This is a genomic window from Microbacterium pseudoresistens (genome assembly GCF_013409745.1).
GTDB lineage: Bacteria > Actinomycetota > Actinomycetes > Actinomycetales > Microbacteriaceae > Microbacterium > Microbacterium pseudoresistens.
On the sequence record NZ_JACCBH010000001.1, the window covers coordinates 843,989 to 862,859 of the forward strand.

Below are 18,871 nucleotides of genomic sequence, written 5' to 3' on the forward strand. Positions count from 1 at the left end.
AGCATCCGCATCAGGTCGCCGCGATCACGGCGAGCACGGCATCGCCGTAGGCTTCGCGCTTCTTCTCGCCGATGCCGGTGATGCCGTCGAGCTCGCCGATGGATGCCGGGCGCAGCTCCGCGAGCGCGCGCAGCGTGGCGTCGCCGAACACGATGTACGCCGGCTTGCCGATCTCGCGTGCCGTCTCAGCGCGCCACGCCCGCAGCGCTTCGAACAGCGAGCGATCGCCCTCGGCGACAGCATCCGATGCGGCCGACGCCTTGCGCGCGCGGCCACCGCCGCTGACCCGACCCATCGTGTCCTTGCGCAGCGGAACGGGCGTCTCGCCCTTCAGCACTCCACCAGCCGCCTCACCCGGTGCGAGGGTGCCGTAGTCGCCCTGGGCGACGAGGATGCCCCGGGCGAGCAGCTGCCGCACGACGCTGCGCCAGTCCTGATCGGAGAGGTCGGTGCCTATGCCGTAGGTCGCGAGGCCGTCGTGCTTCTGCTGGCGGATGCGGTCGTTCGAGGATCCGCGGAGGATGTCGATGAGGTGCCCGGCGCCGAAGGCCTGGTTGCGCTCGCGCTTCAGGCGGACGATCGTCGAGAGCAGCTTCTGCGCCGGGACGAGTCCGTCGAACGTATCGGGCTTCTCCAGGCACGTGTCGCAGTTGCCGCACGGGCCGGATTCCTGCCCGAAGTAGTTCAGCAGATTCTGCCGGCGGCACTCGACCGTCTCGCACAGTGCGAGCATGGCGTCGAGGTGCTGCCCCATCCGCATCTTGAACGTGCGGTCGCCCGGCGACTGGTCGATGAGTCGGCGCTGCTGCACGACGTCGCCGAGGCCGTACGCCATCCACGCCACGCTCGGCTCGCCGTCGCGGCCGGCGCGACCGGTCTCCTGGTAGTAACCTTCGACGGATTTCGGCAAGTCGATGTGCGCGACGAAGCGGACATCCGGCTTGTCGATGCCCATGCCGAACGCGATCGTCGCGACCATGACGACGCCGCCCTCGCGCAGGAAGCGCGCCTGGTTGGCCGCCCGCACCTCGGCAGGAAGGCCCGCGTGGTACGGCAGCGCGTCGAAGCCCTGCGCGGCGAGATATGTCGCGGTCTGCTCGACGGACTTGCGGCTGAGGGCGTAGACGATGCCCGCGGCACCCTCGGGCATGGAGCGGATGAAGGAGACGAGCTGCTTGCGCGGATCCACCTTCGGCACGATCCGGTACTGGATGTTCGGCCGATCGAAGCTCGCCACGAAGTGCTTCGCCGCGGGGGTGCCCCCAGGGCCGTCGAGGTGCAGGCGCTCGGTGAGCTCCTTGTGCGTGGCGCGGGTCGCCGTGGCAGTGAGCGCCATGCGCGGCACCCCGGGGAACCGCTCACCCAGGTCGCCGAGCGCGAGGTAGTCGGGTCGGAAGTCATGACCCCACTGCGACACGCAATGCGCCTCGTCAATCGCGATCACGCTGAGCGCGCCGCGCTGCAGCAGCCGGGTCGTCGCAGGCGACGACAGCCGCTCGGGCGCGACGTAGACGAGATCGAGCTCGCCGGCCAGATACGCGCGCTCGACGTCGGCGCGCTCGGCGGCGCTCTGCGTGGAGTTGAGGTAGGCGGCGTTCACGCCGTTGGCGCGCAGCGCATCCACCTGATCGTGCATCAGCGCGATGAGCGGGCTGACGACGAGTCCCGTGCCCTCGCGCACGAGTGCGGGGATCTGATAGCAGACGCTCTTGCCGCCGCCGGTGGGCATGAGCACGACGGCGTCGCCGCCGGAGACGACCTGATCGATGATCTCGGCCTGATCACCGCGGAACGACTCGTAGCCGTACACCGTGCGCAGCGCGTCGGCGGGCGTCGCGAAGCGCGCGGGGGCGGCTGCGGCGGGCGGGGCGAAGCTCGCGACCGGCGTCGCATCGGGCACGCCCATCCACTCGCCCTCTTCGGGGTGCTGAGCGTCGTCCCACGGATCGCCGTAGACGTCGTCGGCATAGAAGTCGTCGGGCGGCTCGGGCAGAGGCAGGTCCTGATAGGGATCGCGAGACGAGTCGCGGGGACCATGCGGCGGCATGCCCCCAGCGTAACGAGCCGCGCCGACACCACGGGCCGCGGTGCGGACGGCCGTGCGGGCTCGTCGACTCCCGTCCCGCAGTCCCGCCGCAGGCGTAGGTTGGAGACAGGCACGGGCATCCGCCCGGCGGAGGAGGACGCATGACCGACATCGCCGTCACCCGTAAAGATGACGCATCCCGCTACGAGATCCATCACGACGGTACGCTCGCCGGATTCGTCGAGTTCGAGCTGCGCCCGGATGCCGCCTCCGCCGACACGATCCGGTTCGTGCACACCGAGATCGACCCTGCCTTCCAGGGCAAGGGTCTCGCGGGGCGCCTGGCCGGCGATGCACTCGCGGATGCCGTGGCACGCGAACTCGAGATCGTGCCGCTGTGCCCGTACATCGCCCGCTACGCCGACACGCACGATATCCCCGGCGCCCGCGTGCGCCCCGCCCCCGAGACGCGGCCCGCGCAGCAGCCGGACGAGCAGCCCGGAGAACAGACCGCGTCGAAATGAGCATGCACGGCCCGCGCTCGATCCTGCTGGAGCCGCGACAGGTGCCGCTGGGCGGCGTGCGGGACATGGATGTGCGGCGCATCCTGCCCAGCCGCGACCTGCCGACCATCGGGGCCTGGTGCTTCCTCGACCGCTTCGGACCCGACGAGGTGCGCATGCGCGTGGAACCGCATCCGCACATCGGCCTGCAGACCGTCACCTGGCCGCTGGTCGGCGAGATCCGTCACCGCGACGCCGTGGGCAGCGACGTGGTGCTGCGCCGCGGGCAGCTCAACCTCATGACGGCCGGGCACGGCATCTCGCACTCGGAGTACTCCGTCGGCGACGATGCCGTGCCGCTGGACGCCCTGCAGTTCTGGGTCGCGCTGCCCGAGGAGGCCTGCGCGGGGCACGGCGCGTTCGAGCAGCACACCGACCTGCCCGCACTGTCGCTGCCCGCCGAAGACGGCCCGGCGGCGACGGCGACCGTCGTGCTCGGCGAGTTCGCCGGCACGCACTCGCCCGCCACGGCGTACACGCCGATCGTGGGCGCCGAGATCCGCCTCGACCCCGACTCGCGAGTCTCGCTGCCGCTGCGGATCGACTGGGAGCACGCGGTGCTCGCCGTCGAGGGCGATGCGCACGTCGCCGCCAAGGAGGTGCCGGTGGGTTCGATGCTGTACCTCGGCGACTCCCGCGACCGCGTCGAGGTCATCACCGAGGAGGGCGCACTGCTCTTCCTGCTCGGCGGCGCCCCGTTCGAGGAGGATCTGGTGATGTGGTGGAACTTCGCCGCCCGCACGCACGACGAGATCGCCGTGGCGCGCGAAGAGTGGGAGGCCGGCGCGGAGCGATTCGGCCATGTCGTGGGGCATGGAGCCGAGCGCATCCCCGCCCCGCCCATCCCCCCGGTGCACCTGCGCCCGCGGCACCGCCGGGTCTGAGCGGCACGAGGCGATCCACAGAGCACTCCGCGGGGGCCCGGCGCGACTACGCTGGGCTGGTGCCCACCCGCTCTCGGCTGCTGTCCACACGCGTTCTGCTGACCTGTGCGGCGCTCGGCGTCGCCACCGGTCTCGTCGCCGGAGTGGCCGGATGGATCACCCCGGTCGTGCTGCTCGCCGCGCCGTTCCTGTACGGTCTCGTGCTCGGCTCGCACGTGCTGCCTGGGATCATCGCGCAGGAGGTGCTGCGCCTGCCTCTCGTGGCCCTGCTCACCCACGTGCTCGCGGCCCTGGTGGGCAGCGCGTTCAACCCCGCGTGGTTTCCCCGCTACATCGGCACGGCGCTGCTGTTCGGGCTCATCCAGGAGGGCATCGCGGCCCTCACCCGCTACCGGGCCTGGGGGGCGTGGCGCTTCTTCGTCTCGGCCGCGATCATCGGCGTCATCGTCGCCGTGGTCGTCTTCTTCGCCGTGGACCTCGGCTCGATGGCGATCTGGGTGCAGGTGACCTACCTCATCCTCGCCGTGCTGGGGCCCGTGGTCTGGACGGCGATCGGACTCGGTGTGGGCTCTGCCCTGCGCAGGGCGGGCGTCGCGCAGCGCTGAGCGCGCATCCGCGGGAGGAGAACCCCGCGTCGGGAGGAGTGATGGCGTCCGATCGTCCTCCCGAGCCGGAGAAGTCCTCCCGAGGCGGCGTCATGCTCCCGACCCCGCAGTGGCCGCACAGGTAAGGCTCGGCTAAATTGGAAGGGCATCCCCCTTCCACCCGAGGTCTTCGTGTCGTCATCCGCACCGCTGATCCGCGTGCGCGATCTGTCACTGACGCACGCGGGGTCCGGCAACCCCTCGCCGCGCGGGATCTCGGTCGAGATCGCCGCCGGCGAGGTCGTACTGCTGCTGGGCCCGAGCGGCTCGGGAAAGTCCACGCTCACCCTCGCCCTGAACGGACTCATCCCGCATGCCGTTCCCGCGACGGTGGACGGATCGGTCGGGATCACCGGCCTCGACACGGCCGACACCCCCGTCGCCCGGCTGAGCACCGAGGTGTCGATGGTGTTCCAGGATCCGGATGCGCAACTGGTCACGGGGACGGTGCTCGACGAGGTCGCCTTCGCACTGGAGAACCTGCGGATGCCGGTGGCCGAGGTGCTCGCCCGATCCGAGGCGGCACTGCGGCGGATGGGGCTGTGGGAGCGGCGCGACGAGAACCCCGACCGGCTCTCGGGCGGGGGGCGACAGCGGCTCGCGATCGCGGCGGCGCTGGCCACCGGCTCGCGCGTGCTCGTGCTCGATGAGCCGACGGCGAATCTCGACCCGGATGGCATCGACGACGTCTACGACGCGCTGGGCGACGTCGCGACCGATGCCGCGCGGGCGATCGTGCTCGTCGAGCACGCCCTCGACCCGGCGCTCGCGATCGCCACCCGCGTGCTCGTGCTCGACCGGGCGGGGCGCCTCGCCTTCGACGGGACGCCCGAAGAGGTGCTGCGCGGGCACGCCGACGAGCTGACCGCGCTGGGCGTCTGGCTGCCCACCGCGGCACTCCTGGCGCGGCGGCTGCGCGAGCGCGGCGTGCCGGTCGAACCCCTGCCGCTCACCGCGGGCGAGCTGCAGGTTGCGCTCGCCGACGCCGTCACCGACGTGCCGACTCCTGCCCCGGATGCTGCCGCCGAGCCCGCATCCGAACCGATCGTGCGCGTGCGGGGTCTCACCGTCGCGCGACGCAAGACGACGATCCTGCACGACATCGACCTCGACATCCCGGCCGGATCCATCACCGCCGTCGTCGGCGCCAACGGCGCGGGCAAGACGACCCTGGTGCAGGCGATCGCGGGCGTCGTGCCGCCGCCGCGCGGGCATGTGCAGGTAGCAGGGCTGGACCCGGCGACCGCGTCGCCGCGTGAGCTGACCGCACGGATCGGCTTCGTCTTCCAGAACCCGGAGCACCAGTTCATCGCCCCCACGGTGTTCGAGGATCTCGCGCACGGCCTGCGGCTTCGGCATTCGCCCGCCGATGAGATCGACGAGAAGGTCGGGGCGATGCTCGGCCGCTTCGGCCTCGAGCACAAAGCGGCGGTGCATCCTTTCCTGCTCTCCGGCGGCGAGAAGCGGCGCCTGTCGGTGGGCACAGCGCTCATCACTCGCCCCGAGGTGCTCGTGCTCGACGAACCGACGTTCGGGCAGGACCACGCGCGTGCCACCGAACTGCTCGACCTCGTGCAGCAGTTGCGCGCCGAGGGCACGACGATCGTGCTCGTCACGCACGACATGCGCATCGTCGCCGAGCACGCATCCCACGTCGTCGTGCTGACCGGCGGCCGCATCCGCGCCGCGGGGCGCACGGCCGACGTGCTGCGCGAGGGTGCCGGCCTCCGCCTGCCGGATGCGCTGCGCGCCGTGCCCCCTGCCCTCCGGCCCCTGCTGCAGGAGCGCGTGCGGTGAGCGCCAAGCCGACGATGACAACCTCGCCCGTGGCCGACCCGTACGCGAGCGCGGCCCCGGTGCCGCGTCATGCGTACCTGCACCATCTGAATCCGCTCGCGAAGGTCGGCGCCGTGCTGCCCGCGATGGCACTGCTCCCGTTCACGCGTGACCTCGCGACGCCGGCGGCCTTCCTCGCGCTGGCGTACCTCGTGCTGCTCACCGGGGCACGGCTGAGCGGTCGGGTGCTCGCGATCCTATTCCTGGCCATGCCGGTCGGGATGCTCCTGCTCGGTCTCGGCTTCGCGGTGTGGGCCGACCCCGCGCGCGTCGCCGACACGGCGAGCGTGCTGCGGATCGGCGACTGGCACCTGCGCTCCGGCGCGTTGCTCATCGGTGCGGCGACCGCGCTGCGCCTGGGCGCGATCCTCGCGCTCGCCTTCATCGGCGGGCTCACGACGACCGGCCCCGACCTCGTGCGGGCCAGCGTACAGCAGTTGCGCGTGCCGTACCGGATCGGATACACCGCGCTGGCCGCGTACCGATTCGTGCCTCGCTTCGGACACGAGCTCGCGGTCATCCGCGCGGCGCATCGGGTGCGCGGACACGCATCCGGCTTCTGGGGCGGACGCGGGCCGATCGCACGGCTGGCCCGCGGATGGGGCTACATCGTGCCGCTGCTGGCCGGCGCCATTCGACACGCTGAGCGCGTGGCGCTGGCGATGGACTCGCGGGCCTTCGGCGCGCATCCGACCAGGACCGAGCGGCACGTCGTGCCCTTCCGTGCCCGCGACGTCGTCTTCATCGTCGCGATGCTCGCGGCTTCGGCGACCCTATTCGTCCTCTTCCTGCGCTGATCCTCCGGGGCGTCAGGAAAGACGACGGCGGTACACGAGCCCGGCGCCCGCGTACGCGGCGGCGAGGATGCCGACGAGCCACGCCATCGCCACCCAGATGTCGCCGCCCACCGGTTGACCGGCGAACAGCGCCCGGATCGTGTTCACGATCGAGGTGACCGGCTGGTGCTCGGCGAACCACGCGACCGGAGCGGGCATGGATGCCGTCGGCACGAATGCCGAGCTGACGAAGGGCAGGAAGATCAGCGGGTAGCTGAACGCGCTCGCGCCGTCGACCGTCTTGGCGGAGAGCCCGGCGATCACGGCGATCCACGTGAGGGTGAGCGTGAACAGGAGCAGGACGCCGGCGACGCCGAGCCAGGCGCCGAACGACGCCCCGGTGCGGAAACCCATCGCGAACGCGACACCGACGACGATCGCCACCGAGAGCATGTTCGCCACCGCCGAGGTGAGCACATGCGCCCACAGAATGCTCGAGCGCGCGATCGGCATCGACTGGAATCGCTCGAAGATCCCGCCCTGCATATCGAGGAACAGCCGGTAGGCGGTGTACGAGATGCCGGAGGCGATCGTGATGAGCAGGATGCCGGGGAGCATGTAGTCGATGTACGAGCCGCTGCCGCCGGTGTCGATCGCGCCGCCGAACACCCACACGAAGAGCATGAGCAGGGCGATCGGTGTGATCGCGGTGGTGATGATCGTGTCGGGGCTGCGCAGGATGTGACGCAGTGATCGCCCGGTGAGGACGCGCGTGTCGCTGAGAACGTGACTGGTCATGCGGAATCCTTTCGTGCTGTCGGGCCGACGAGGGCGAGGAAGACATCCTCCAGACTCGGCTGCTTCTCGACGTACTCGACTTCGGCGGCGGGCAGCAGCTTCTTGAGCTCGGCCAGCGTGCCGTTCTGGATGATCGTGCCCTCGTGGAGGATCGCGATCCGATCCGCGAGCTGCTCGGCCTCGTCGAGGTGCTGCGTGGTCAGCAGCACGGTCGTGCCGGCATCCGCCAGCTGCCTGACCGTCTGCCAGACCTCGATGCGCGACTGCGGGTCCAGACCCGTGGTCGGCTCGTCGAGGAAGACGACCGGAGGGTCTCCGACCAGGCTCATCGCGATATCGAGCCGGCGGCGCATGCCGCCGGAGTAGGTGCCGGCACGGCGTCCACCGGCATCCGTCAGCGAGAAGCGCGCGAGCAGGTCGTCGGCGATCGCGGCGGGGTCGGGAAGGTGACGCAGCCGGGCCACGAGCACGAGGTTCTCCCGGCCGGTGAGCACCTCGTCCACGGCGGCGAACTGACCCGTGAGGCTGATCGACCGCCGTACGTCGCCGGGTGCGGTCGCGACGTCGAACCCGCTCACCACGGCCGTGCCGGCGTCGGCCTTCAGCAGCGTGGAGAGGATGCGCACGAGCGTGGTCTTTCCGGCACCGTTGGAGCCGAGCAGGGCGAAGATGCTTCCCGCCTGCACGTCCAGGTCGACGCCGCGCAGCACGTCGAGGTCGCCGAACGACTTCTCGATCCCACGCACGTGGATGGCGGATGCAGAGGCCACGGTCATGAGCCCGCATCCTTGTCGCTCTCGTCGGCGGCCGCGTCGAACGCCTTGCGCAGGCGTGCGCGCTCCTTGTCGATCCATTCCGTGCCGCGGTACGACTTCGCGAACGTCTCGGTGAAGTCCACCGGGTCGTCGCCGACGATGTCGTGCACGGGCGTGCCGTCGATCGCCGCGCGCTCCCAGAGGTCGGTGAGGTCGGTGAGCATCGTGATGAGGGTCTCGCCGTCGGTGATGCCGCCGTAGTACAGGAAGTACCGGTGCATCGCCTTGGCCACGGAGGCGTAGGGCTCAGGAAGGGCGTCGATGCGTGCCTTGTCCGTGCGGTACTGCTTCTTCTGCTCGAGCGATCCGGTGAGCGCTTCGATCCATTTCAGTGCCATGATCAGTGTCTTTCGTCGTCGGAGTTGTCGGTGGTGCGGAGGCGTTCGATGCGGTCGGCGAGGACGCGCCAGGTGGCCCAGAACTCGGCCAGTTGCGCCCTCCCCTGCGGGTTGAGGGAGAACACCTTGCGTGGCGGCCCCTTCTCGGACGGGACCTTCTCGACATCGACGAGACCGCGCTGCTCGATGCGCACGAGCAGCGCGTACACGGTGCCCTCCGCGGTGTCGGAGAAGCCTTCTTCGCGCAGCCGGGCCGTGATCTCGTATCCGTACGCCGGCTTGTCGGCGAGGATCGCGAGCACGATGCCCTCGAGCGTGCCCTTGAGCATCTCCGTCATCTGGTTCGCCACGCGACGCCTCCTACTCAGTGTTGCTGACTACCAGTACAAAGTAGCACTGAGTACCGCTATTGAGCAACACTGACTACCGAGATCAGCCTGCGCCTCACCGCGCTCGGCGGCAGCGATCCCAACGCGATGGCCGCGGATCGACACCGCCGCGCGTCATGACGCGCATCCTCGTCGACACGTCCATCTGGATCGATCACCTGCTCGCCAGCCCCCTGATCAGGGGCGACGTGCGCCTGTGGACCCGCGACCGGCGCCGCGCCGAGGCCGCTGCGCGCCTCGGCATCGACGCCCCGCCCTGATCGACCAGAACCTCCTTCTCACCACGACCCGTGATCGGGAGAGAGTCGCCTGCGGCATCCTGGGTCGAAGGAGGCGGGTCGCATGGCAAGACGCATCAGGGTCACGAGCAGTCGACGGGGCGGCGTGATCCGCGAGGAGCGCACGGCGCCGTTCTGGCTCGAGCACCTCATCGGCCTGATCTTCGGCGGCCTCGCCGTGATCGTGATCGGCATCGTCGTGCTCGTGCTCACCGACTGGGGTCGCGTGGCCCTGACCTGGATCGGGTTCGGTTTCGGCGTCATTCTGACGGTGGTGCTGTTCATCGCTCCCGTCCGAAGCATCCGGGCAGGAGAGCGCACGGCCGTCTGGATGGGCGAGGTGCTCTGCGCGATCGGCTGGGGATGCATGACCATCTCGCTGGCGGCCGGCCTGCCGCTGCTCTTCTGGATCGGGCCGCAGAACCTCCCCGAATGGGCCATGGTCATCCCCGGCGCTGGGACGGCGCTTTTCACGGGCGTCGCCGTACTCGGGATGTGGTTGATGACTCGCGGGCCGCTCCCACCCCTCGACCGCACGCCCCGCACCGCCACGGTCCTTTACAACACCGTGGATGCCGAAGGCGGGCAGGACATCACGGTGCGGTACCACGGCGCCGACGGCTCGCAGCACGAGGCGGAGCTCGCGGACCTCATCGACGACAGCTGGCTGGATCGCTTCGCCGAGGGGACGACGTGGCAGATCTACGCCTTCGAGGATGCGGCGCTGGCCGACGCCGTGGTGTTCCTGACCGAGGAGCACGACGAGGTGTGGCGCGACGGCTACAAGCTCAACGGCGTGCGGCTCGGCGGCGAAGGCGGGCCGCTGCCTCCGGGGCCCGGGTCACCGTTCCTGCGCGAGGGCGGGAAGTTCACGTTCGAGTGACGCGTCAGCGCTTGCCGGCGATCTGGCGGCCGACGAGGTCGCGCATGATCTCGTTCGTGCCGCCGTAGATGCGGTGGCCGGGGACATTGTGTGCGAAGACCTTGCGCGGCGACCCTTCTCAGACGGCACCTTCTCGATGTCGACGACCTCCTTCCGCTCCACGCGGACAAGCAAGACAACCATCGAGCCGCTCGATAGAACCAGAGGTTTCAAGAGTCAAGAGCGCAAGAGGCCACCGTCGACCCAGAGGTTCTGGGCGGTGAGGAAGGCCGCGTCGTCGGACGCCAGGAAGGCGACGGCGCCCGCCAGGTCCTCCGGCTCCTCTGCGCGCTTGATGGCCTGAAGCTGCGGGACGATGTCGTAGAGATGCGCCGGCGAGGTGCCGGTCGGCGTCTTCACGAGGCTCGGGCCGATCGAGTTCACCGTGATGCCCTCGGCCGCGAGTTCGGTGGCGGCTCCCCGCGTCAGGCCGATGACAGCCATCTTGCTCGCGATGTAGGGGACGAGATCGGGGATCACGAGTCCCACCGAGCTCGATGAAATGTTGATCACTCGACCCCACCGTCGTTCGCGCATCGCTGGCGTGAACGCCTGCATCGTGTGCAGCATCGACTCCACGTTTACGGCGAACACCTGACGCCACACCTCAAGGGTGATCTCGTCCCACGGGATCGGCGGATAGATCCCGGCGTTGTTCACGAGGATGTCAGGCGAACCGACGGAGTCGGCCACCGCGTCGACCACGGAGGAAACAGCTGCCGGATCGGTGAGATCGACGCGATGCGCGCTGGCCCGTCCCCCGGCCTCGACGATGAGATCGACCGTCTCCTCGGCATCCGAGATGTCCAGGATCGCGACGCGGGCTCCCTCGCTCGCGAGCTTCTGGGCGAGCACCTGTCCGATGCCCACGGCTCCGCCCGTCACGACGGCGGTTCGTCCGGAGAGTCGTGCTGAGGTCATGACATTCCCTTTCCCGTTGTGGCCCGTGTAATCGCATGCGTTTCGTCGCCTGGAACCGGGCTCAATCCGGCCCAATCTCTGAACGCCGCCAGGTCGGCGGCGGTGCCCCGCCTGCTCGGCGCGAACTCGAGGCCCACCGGGCCGGTGTAGCCGAGCTCCTCGAGCAGCAGTAGAAGGTCGGCGAGCGGCTCGCCTCCGGATCCGGGCACACCACGACCAGGCCGATCGGCGATCTGCGCATAGCGGATGAACGAGGCATGCCGGCGAAGGGACGCTGAGATATCCGGCTCCGTCTCGATCAGATGGAACAGGTCGGCCAGTACGCCGAGGTTCGAGACGCCCGAGACCTCCCGCACGCGTTCGATGAACTCTGCCGCCTGGCCCAAGGAACGGATGCCGTAGCCGGGCACGCCGCTCATCGGCTCGATGACGATCTCTCCGGCGGCATCCGCAACCACGCCGGCCGCCCACGAGTACTGGCGGACGGCGGTCTCCGCAGCACTCGCGTCATCCGAATCAACCACCCCGTAGAGTCCGACGAACGTTCGACAGCCAGTGCGCTCTCCCAGCGTGAGCGCGGCGTCGACGTTGCGACGCAGACGATCCCCCCGTGCCGCCGAAGCGAAGATGCCGCGGTCGCCGTTCGCGAGATCGCCGTGATCCAAGCCGAGGGAGGTCAGCGTGACACCGGCGTCGTCCAGGGCGACCGCGAAGTCGTCGACCTGACGCGCCGAGGGAGCGGGGGAGTCGAAGGGCCACCAGAACTCGACAGCGTCGAAGCCGGCTGCGCGCGCGGCCGCCGGGCGACTCAGCATCGGCAGCTCCGGGAACAGGATCGAGCAGTTCACCGAGAAAGCCGCAGCGAATCTCGATCGCATCGTCGAGCCCCCTTCATCGTCGAACGGCGACGTGTTGTCGTCCAGGCCATTCAATACATAGTGCATACAGGTTGACACTTGTTGTTCCGATCATCGGAACACTGGCTAGACAGACGTGATTTCTGGATGCATTCTTTCTCGTACGACGTATCGCCGTCGCATTCGAGGAGGAATGTCCGTGACCGTCACGCCCACCCAGCAGGACCTGACCACGACCGTCCCCGAGGCAGCCGGCGTCACGAAGCGAAGCCGCAGGGTCCTCGCGGAGGAGGGAGGCGTTCTGGGCGCGCTGGTCGTGCTTGTCGTCGTCATCTCGGCGCTGCATCCCGATTTCCTGCAGTTCCACTCGATGACCTCCGTGCTGCGCGACTCGGCGTTCGTCGGCCTGATGGCGTTCGGCATGGTGTACCTGCTGTCGATGCAGGAGCTCGATCTGTCGGTGGGCAGCGTGTTCGGATTGAGCGCCGTGATCTGTGCGATGTTCATCAGGGCGGGCGTGGACCCGTGGCTGTCGGGACTGCTCACGCTGGTCCTCGCAGCGGCCTTCGGCGCCCTCAACGCCGGCATCGCCAACCTCTTCCGACTACCGGGCATCATCGTCACGCTGGGCACCCTGTCGGTGTTCCGGGGGCTCGACCTCGTGATCAGCGGCGGCGGACCGATCACGATCTCGGCGCACGGCTCGTTCTTCGACGTGCTGGGGCGCAGCGTCCTGGGCATCCCCACCTCGGTCCTGGTGCTGGTCGCGGCCGGCGTACTGCTGCACGTGATCTACCGCTGGACCCGCTTCGGAGTGCTCGTGCGGGCGATCGGCAGCAACGGCCGCGCCGCCGAGTACGCAGGCATACCGGTGCGTCGCGTGCGCATGCAGGCGTTCATGCTCACGGCCGGCCTCGCCGGGCTCGCGGGAGTGCTCAGCGTCGCGTTCTTCGGCAGCGCCGACCCGTCCCTGGGCACCGGACAGGAGATCGTGGTGATCGCCGCGGCCATCATCGGCGGCACCGCCCTGTCCGGCGGCTCCGGAACCGTGATTGGGGCCCTCCTGGGCTCGGTGCTCATCACCGTCATCAACGCGGGGCTCGTCTACTTCGGCGTCAGCGCCAACTGGGGAACTCTCGTCACCGGCGTCGTCATCATCGGCGCCGTCGCTCTGGACAGCTCTCTGCGCAATCGCCTGTTCCGCCTCATCCGTCCCCGTCGTACCTGAACACCGCCGCCCGAACGGCGTCCATCACCCGAAGCACCGCCCTTCAAAGGAGAAGACCATGAGAACGCACCATCGCATGATCGCCCTGGCCGTCACCGGCGTCGTCGCCCTCGGCCTCACGGCCTGCGCCGGCGGCGAGGCCGACGCAGGCGACGACAACGTGTCCATCACGCTCGTCCAGGGCACCACCGCTCTGCCCTTCGCTCAGACCACCGCCGCGGGCGCCAAGGCGGCGATCGCCGAGGTGGGGGGAGTCCACCTCGAGGTCGCCGGCCCCGCCAACATCGATCCGGCCACGGAGGTGAAGATCTTCCAGCAGGTCGTCTCCACGCGCCCAGACGGCATCCTGCTCCAGGAGCTCCCGCCGGACCTCTTCACCCGTCCGGTGCAGGACGCGGAGGACGCCGGCATCACCGTCCTCCCGTACACGATCGCTCCCGCCTCCGATTCAAGCTCGACGATCTTCGTCGGCGACAACGGCTTCGACATCGGACGCATGGGCGCGGATGCCGTCGCAGACGCCCTCATCGCGCAGCACGGCTCGGAGGACATCACGGGCAAGATCCCGACGGGCATCTGCGTTCCCGGCCTCTCGGTGCTCACGTCCCGCATCGACGGCTTCCGCGAGCGCATGGCGGAGCGCCTTCCCGGCGTCGAGGTGCTGGAGCCCTTCGACAGCAAGTCCGATCCCGCTCAGAACTTCACCGTGTGGCAGCAGGCGGTATCCGCCAACGCCGACGCGGTGGCGATGATGACCCCGTGCGAAGCCGACGTGCAGAATCTCATCAAGATCAAGCAGGACTCCGACGCCACCTGGCAGCTGGCCGGCTTCGACATCAACGACATCAGCCTCCAGGGCCTGCGCGATGGAGTCATCGTCGGACTGTTCCCGCAGTCGTCGTACCTCCACGGATACGTCTCGGCACGCCTGCTCGCGGAGTCGCTGAAGAACGGCACCGATCTGCCGAAGGGCTGGGTCGCCATCGAGGTGATCCCCGTGACCGCCGAGAACGTCGAGGAGATCGCGGAGCGCGAGTCGTCGCCCGAAGCGCAGGCGGCGTACTGGAAGCCGTACATCGACGAGATCTTCGCGGCCGACACCGTCGCCACCCGGCCGCTCGCCGACGCGAACAAGTAGGAACCGGATCCGCATGTACGAGGCTCGGTCGATCACCAAGACATACGCGTCGGTGCCGGCGCTGTCCGAGGTCAGCTTCACAGCCGTCCCCGGCGAGGTGCACGCGCTGCTCGGAATGAACGGCGCGGGCAAGTCGACGCTGGTGAAGATCCTGGTGGGCGTGGAGCAGCCGAGCACCGGCACCCTCGTGCTCGACGACGAGGAGCTCGTGCTCGGGTCGGCCCGGCAGGCGGGGGAGCACGGGATCGCGGTCGTGGCGCAGGATCTGAACGTGTTCGAGCACCTCAGCGTTCAGGCCAACCTGTTCGTGATGCGCGAGCCCCGCCGTGCCGGGTTCATCGACCAGGCGATCATGCGGGAACGCAGCCGCAGGGTGCTCGAACGCGTTGGCCTCGACCTCGATCCCCGCACGCTACTCGGCGGGCTCTCCACGGGCGATCGCCAGCGAGTGGCGATCGCCCGTGCGCTCCTCTTCGATCCGAGAGTGCTGGTGCTGGACGAGCCGACTTCGGCGCTGCAGGCTCGGGAGACGGAACAGTTGCTCGAGCTGATCCGGGGACTGCGCGACAGCGGCACGGCGATCGTGTACGTTTCGCACTTCCTCCAGGAGGTCTTCAGCGTCGCCGATCGCGTGACGGTGCTGCGCGACGGGCGCACCGTCGTGCCGGGCGTGCCAGCCGCATCCACCACGCTCGCCGAGACGGTGCAAGCTATGGCGGGCGATGCCGCCGCCGGCGTCGCCGTCGTGACCGATCCCGCTTCCCCGGGTGATCGGTCGGCTCGCTCCCTGGAGGCGCGGGACCTCGGCCTGATCGGCGCCTTCGACCACGTCTCCTTCCGAGCATCCGGCGGAGAGGTCCTGGGCATCGCCGGACTCGAGGGATCGGGGGCGAGGGAGCTGCTGCAGAGCATCTTCGGCGCACGTCCGGCCGACGCCGGCACGGCCGTGCTCGACGGGGACGTCGAGGTCGGGCGCACCATGAACGCGAGCGTCCGCCGAGGGGTCGCCTACGTACCGCCGGACCGCCAGCGATCGGGCGTGATGCTCGACTCGAGCATCGTCGACAACATCGTTCAAGTTCGGGTGGCGACGCTCGGACGCGGAGGGCTGCTGCTGACGAGGCGGGCCCTCGCGCGACGGGCGGAGCAGCGCATCCGGCAGCTCGGGATCAAGGTCGATCAGGCCGGCGATCGTCTTCGGGTGCTCTCCGGAGGCAATCAGCAGAAGGTGATGCTCGGCAAGTGGCTGGAGGCCGACGCCACGGTATTCCTGCTCGACGATCCGACGGCGGCGGTGGACGTGCACGCCCGCGCCGACATCCACGCGGTCCTGCGCGGCCTGGCGGCCTCCGGAGCCGTGGTCGTCATCGCGTCGAGCGACACCGACGAGCTCATCGAGGTGTGCGATCGCATCGGGGTGATGTACCAGGGTCGCCTGTGCGCCATGGTGGAGAACGCGGGCCTGACCACGCCCGCTCTGCTCGAGGCCGTGAACACCGGCGTCATGCCGGATGTCGTAACGAAAGGAAAAGTCAATGCCTGATCTCAGCGGAAGGACCGCGGTCGTCACCGGCGGCGGCAGCGGAATCGGAGCGGCGACGGCGGCGATGCTCGCCTCGTACGGCGCGCGGGTCGCCGTGGGGGACGTCTCTGCCGACGCCGGCGCCGCGACGGTGGCCCGCATCGCCGATGCCGGCGGGACCGCGGTCGCGGTCGAGCACGATGTGCGATCGCTGGAGAGCGGCCGGCGCATGGTGACCGCGGTCGAGGACGCCCTGGGCCCCATCGACATCCTGGTCAACAACGCCGGCGTCTCGCGCCGCGTGCCCTTCCTCGAACTCGACGAGAGGGAGTGGGACCGACTCATGGACATCAACGTCAAGGGGGTATTGTTTACCACTCAGGCGGTCCTGCCGGGGATGGTCGAGCGAGGATGGGGGCGCGTGCTCAACATGTCCTCCGTGGTCGGCAAGGAGGCCTATCCGGGCTTCCTGCACTACTGCACGTCGAAGTTCGCGATCATCGGCATGACGCAGGGCATCGCCAAGGAGTTCGCCCTCACCGGGGTGACGGTGAACGCCGTGTGCCCCGGCATCGTCGAGACGCCGCTTCACGACGGGGTGGTCGCTCAGATGGCCGAGGGCGCAGGGGTCTCGAGGGAGCGGGCCTGGGAGGACTTCCTGGGGTCGGTGCCGATGGGCCGCCCGCAGACTCCCGAGGACGTGGCGGAGATGATCTCGTTCCTCGCATCCGACAAGGCCCGCAACATCACAGGTTCCGCGTTCAACGTCGCGGGCGGCATGGAGGTGCGCTAGGTGGGTCGTCGAGGCGACCGGATCGAGGGGATCGACCTCGTCACCGTACCCGACCGCGGGGTCGGCGTGCCCGTGCTGCACGCGTACCTCCGCGAGAGCATCCTCGATGGCCGCCTCGCCCCTGGGTCCGTCCTGTCTCAGGTCGCCTTGGCCGAGCAACTGGGAGTGAGCAGGACGCCAGTGCGAGAAGTGCTGCGGCGGCTACAACAGGAGGGCCTGGTCGAGATCGAGCCGAACCAGCGCGCGCGTGTGGCGCGCTTCGCGCCCGAAGAGGTCGACGTGCAGCAAGCGCTGCGGATCCTCGCGGAGTCACTCGCGGTGTCGGCCGGGATCGCCGCATTCACCCAGGACCAGCACGAGCTCGGGCGGAGTCTGCTGTCAAGGATGCGCAACGCGCGTGGTCACGACGATGCGGACGACTGGTTCGAGGCGCACGCCGAGTTCCACGAGCTGATCGTCGCCGGTGCGCCGGAGCAGCTGCGGCGGCACCTACGCGACATCGCCGACGCCACGGCGAGGGAGCGGTTCGACCGGTGGAGGAGCATGCCGCGCCCGGTGCAAGAGCGGATCGACCGTGAGCACGAGCTGATCCTCGAGGCGGTCTGGCTCGGGCACGATAACCTCGCGGTCGCCCGTCTCGCCCATCACCTCGCCGACTCAGCCACACGATCGCTCATAGCCAGAGCGCCGGGATACAAGCCCGCCACGATTGCCCATGCCGAACGATTGTCGGCAGGCCACCAGGATCCCGCGGGTGCCGTGGACGAGGATGCTGAGGCCGGATTTGACGCCGCGGCCGTGCAGAGTATCTACGTGCAGCGGATCGCACTGGAGAGCCTCGGTGCTCGCATGACCGCCGAGGCGTCCTCCGCCGGACACGCTCTGGAGCGCATGGCGGACGCTCTGGAGCGCATGCGCGACTTCAGCAGCGGGTCTCCGACATCGCACTGGCAGACGGCGCATCGCGAGTTCCATCTCGCCGCATCGAGCGCGCTAGGAGACGACCTGCTCCACCAGGTCGACGCCTTGATCGGACGGAGCCGGCATTTCATGCTCATGCACGGACCCGAGAACACGGATGCGTGGACCATGGCCAACGCCCTGCACGAGTCGGTGTTCGACGCGATCGACCGCGCGGACGGCGCCGGAGCCTCCGCGGCGATTGCCAACGACTTGGCTCGCCCATCTCTGTCGCTCATCGGCTACTTCGCGCCGGAGTTCGATGCGAAGGTGCTGCGGGCGACGTTCGCGCAGCTGTCCGCGGATGGGAGCTCGTGACCATATCGTTCCGATGAGCGGAACGACATCTCGCAACGGGGTGGTGAAGGCGCAGTTTTCAGAGTCGCAGTCCTGGTCGGCGTCCGACCTCGCGGGAGATCGCCAGTGCGGCAGTCTGCACCGCGAGGCCCACCCTTCTCACATCGAACGTGCGGTCCCAGCCCGCGGCCGAAATCGCTGCCACCGGCTCGCCGGAGGTGCCGCGGATGCACGCGGCGGCGCAAGCGATGCCCGGTCCGCTCTCCTCGCGCTCGTAGGCGACCCCGACAGCGCGCACCCGCGCCAACTCTCGGCGCAGACGATCGGCATCCGTTACGGTGTGCGGTCCGACCTTGGACAGTCCGTCGGCCACGAGGGCGTCGACGAACTGCTCATCATGGAAGGCGAGCAGCGCCTTGCCGACGCCGGTGGCATGAGCAGGCATCCGTCCTCCGACGCGGCTCGGCAACCGAGGCGTGCCGCGGGCCGGGAGGATTTCGATGTAGACCACCTCTTCCCGCTCGAGCACTGCGAGGTGGACTGTCAGCCCGACGGCGCTGCGCAGGTCGGACATCGAGGCCAGGGCGACTTTGCGGAGATCGCGGGGGCGCGCCGCGGCCTCGCCCAGCTCGAAGACGCGCAGTCCGAGCCGCACTCCGGACGCCGTCCGTTCCAGGAGTTGATGCACGACCAACTCCTGGACGATACGCGAGGTGGTCGACTTGGCGAGGCCAGTACGTCGAGCGATCTCCGATACGCCCAGCACCGACTCCTCAGGGCCGAAGAGTCCCAGGATCGCCGCGACCCGTCCGATCATCGACGTGGCTCCCTCGTCGGCGTCGTTCCAGTCAGCGGATCTCATATTGGGAGTATGCCGCGTGTCGCA

The 18,871-nt window shown here is 69.3% G+C and carries 20 protein-coding genes; 12 read left to right on the forward strand and 8 right to left on the reverse strand.

Features of this window, described 5'->3' with window-relative positions; translation table 11 throughout:
* Window positions 1-10 precede the first annotated feature (10 nt).
* Window positions 11-2,047, reverse strand: a complete 2,037-nt coding sequence (gene recQ, locus BKA02_RS04095; RefSeq protein WP_179431548.1) for a DNA helicase RecQ — start codon at window positions 2,045-2,047, stop codon at window positions 11-13.
* Between the two features lie 140 nt (window positions 2,048-2,187).
* On the opposite strand from recQ, the gene BKA02_RS04100 reads away from it, so the two are divergent.
* The 5 genes from BKA02_RS04100 to BKA02_RS04120 all read left to right on the forward strand — a co-directional run bounded on the left by BKA02_RS04100 (window position 2,188) and on the right by BKA02_RS04120 (window position 6,750).
* Entirely contained in the window at window positions 2,188-2,550 is a 363-nt protein-coding gene (locus BKA02_RS04100) for a GNAT family N-acetyltransferase (RefSeq protein WP_179431550.1), read from the forward strand.
* A gap of 2 nt (window positions 2,551-2,552) precedes the next feature.
* Window positions 2,553-3,473 carry a pirin family protein gene (locus BKA02_RS04105; protein ID WP_179435191.1) on the forward strand — a complete coding sequence of 307 codons (921 nt, stop codon included), beginning with the start codon at window positions 2,553-2,555 and terminating at the stop codon, window positions 3,471-3,473.
* Between the two features lie 59 nt (window positions 3,474-3,532).
* Window positions 3,533-4,078 carry an ECF transporter S component gene (locus BKA02_RS04110; RefSeq protein ID WP_179431552.1) on the forward strand — a complete coding sequence of 182 codons (546 nt, stop codon included), beginning with the start codon at window positions 3,533-3,535 and terminating at the stop codon, window positions 4,076-4,078.
* 171 nt (window positions 4,079-4,249) lie between these two features.
* Entirely contained in the window at window positions 4,250-5,914 is a 1,665-nt protein-coding gene (locus BKA02_RS04115) for an energy-coupling factor transporter ATPase (RefSeq protein ID WP_179431554.1), read from the forward strand.
* Window positions 5,915-5,928: 14 nt separating this feature from the next.
* The gene (locus BKA02_RS04120; protein WP_179435193.1) at window positions 5,929-6,750 is read left to right on the forward strand and encodes an energy-coupling factor transporter transmembrane component T family protein; all 822 of its coding nucleotides are present in this window, start codon (window positions 5,929-5,931) and stop codon (window positions 6,748-6,750) included.
* Window positions 6,751-6,762: 12 nt separating this feature from the next.
* On the opposite strand, the gene BKA02_RS04125 is transcribed toward BKA02_RS04120, so the two are convergent.
* Genes BKA02_RS04125 through BKA02_RS04140 form a run of 4 tightly spaced genes read right to left on the reverse strand, consistent with a single transcriptional unit; the run spans window position 6,763 to window position 9,030 of the window.
* Window positions 6,763-7,527, reverse strand: a complete 765-nt coding sequence (locus BKA02_RS04125; RefSeq protein ID WP_179431556.1) for an ABC transporter permease — start codon at window positions 7,525-7,527, stop codon at window positions 6,763-6,765.
* Window positions 7,524-8,303 carry an ABC transporter ATP-binding protein gene (locus tag BKA02_RS04130; RefSeq protein WP_179431558.1) on the reverse strand — a complete coding sequence of 260 codons (780 nt, stop codon included), beginning with the start codon at window positions 8,301-8,303 and terminating at the stop codon, window positions 7,524-7,526. Before BKA02_RS04130 ends, BKA02_RS04125 begins: the two co-directional genes overlap by 4 nt.
* Window positions 8,300-8,680: a DUF1048 domain-containing protein gene (locus BKA02_RS04135; RefSeq protein WP_179431560.1), complete on the reverse strand. Its 381-nt coding sequence runs from the start codon at window positions 8,678-8,680 to the stop codon at window positions 8,300-8,302. The genes BKA02_RS04130 and BKA02_RS04135 overlap by 4 nt, the downstream gene beginning before the upstream one ends.
* 2 nt (window positions 8,681-8,682) lie before the next feature.
* The gene (locus BKA02_RS04140; protein WP_179431562.1) at window positions 8,683-9,030 is read right to left on the reverse strand and encodes a helix-turn-helix transcriptional regulator; all 348 of its coding nucleotides are present in this window, start codon (window positions 9,028-9,030) and stop codon (window positions 8,683-8,685) included.
* A gap of 155 nt (window positions 9,031-9,185) precedes the next feature.
* Here BKA02_RS04140 and BKA02_RS04145 point away from each other — a divergent pair, with 155 nt between their 5' ends.
* Window positions 9,186-9,329: a hypothetical protein gene (locus BKA02_RS04145; protein ID WP_179431564.1), complete on the forward strand. Its 144-nt coding sequence runs from the start codon at window positions 9,186-9,188 to the stop codon at window positions 9,327-9,329.
* 82 nt (window positions 9,330-9,411) lie between these two features.
* A complete protein-coding gene (locus BKA02_RS04150) occupies window positions 9,412-10,230 on the forward strand; it encodes a hypothetical protein (RefSeq protein WP_179431566.1) in 819 nt (272 codons plus the stop codon).
* Window positions 10,231-10,446: 216 nt separating this feature from the next.
* On the opposite strand, the gene BKA02_RS04155 is transcribed toward BKA02_RS04150, so the two are convergent.
* Together BKA02_RS04155 and BKA02_RS04160 are read right to left on the reverse strand one after the other, a co-directional pair.
* Entirely contained in the window at window positions 10,447-11,190 is a 744-nt protein-coding gene (locus BKA02_RS04155) for an SDR family NAD(P)-dependent oxidoreductase (RefSeq protein WP_179431568.1), read from the reverse strand.
* Window positions 11,187-12,038: a TIM barrel protein gene (locus tag BKA02_RS04160; protein ID WP_179431570.1), complete on the reverse strand. Its 852-nt coding sequence runs from the start codon at window positions 12,036-12,038 to the stop codon at window positions 11,187-11,189. The genes BKA02_RS04155 and BKA02_RS04160 overlap by 4 nt, the downstream gene beginning before the upstream one ends.
* A gap of 208 nt (window positions 12,039-12,246) precedes the next feature.
* On the opposite strand from BKA02_RS04160, the gene BKA02_RS04165 reads away from it, so the two are divergent.
* The 5 genes from BKA02_RS04165 to BKA02_RS04185 are packed head-to-tail and all read left to right on the forward strand — an operon-like array spanning window position 12,247 to window position 18,006.
* A complete protein-coding gene (locus BKA02_RS04165; RefSeq protein ID WP_179431572.1) occupies window positions 12,247-13,275 on the forward strand; it encodes an ABC transporter permease subunit in 1,029 nt (342 codons plus the stop codon).
* A 58-nt stretch (window positions 13,276-13,333) separates the two neighbouring features.
* Entirely contained in the window at window positions 13,334-14,413 is a 1,080-nt protein-coding gene (locus BKA02_RS04170) for a sugar ABC transporter substrate-binding protein (RefSeq protein ID WP_179431574.1), read from the forward strand.
* Between the two features lie 13 nt (window positions 14,414-14,426).
* The gene (locus BKA02_RS04175; RefSeq protein ID WP_179431576.1) at window positions 14,427-15,956 is read left to right on the forward strand and encodes a sugar ABC transporter ATP-binding protein; all 1,530 of its coding nucleotides are present in this window, start codon (window positions 14,427-14,429) and stop codon (window positions 15,954-15,956) included.
* Complete coding sequence (locus BKA02_RS04180; protein ID WP_179431578.1) at window positions 15,949-16,728, forward strand: SDR family NAD(P)-dependent oxidoreductase; 780 nt, start codon at window positions 15,949-15,951, stop codon at window positions 16,726-16,728. The genes BKA02_RS04175 and BKA02_RS04180 overlap by 8 nt, the downstream gene beginning before the upstream one ends.
* Window positions 16,729-18,006 carry an FCD domain-containing protein gene (locus BKA02_RS04185; protein ID WP_179431580.1) on the forward strand — a complete coding sequence of 426 codons (1,278 nt, stop codon included), beginning with the start codon at window positions 16,729-16,731 and terminating at the stop codon, window positions 18,004-18,006.
* 58 nt (window positions 18,007-18,064) lie between these two features.
* On the opposite strand, the gene BKA02_RS04190 is transcribed toward BKA02_RS04185, so the two are convergent.
* Window positions 18,065-18,847 carry an IclR family transcriptional regulator gene (locus BKA02_RS04190; RefSeq protein ID WP_179431582.1) on the reverse strand — a complete coding sequence of 261 codons (783 nt, stop codon included), beginning with the start codon at window positions 18,845-18,847 and terminating at the stop codon, window positions 18,065-18,067.
* Between the last annotated feature and the right edge of the window lie 24 nt (window positions 18,848-18,871).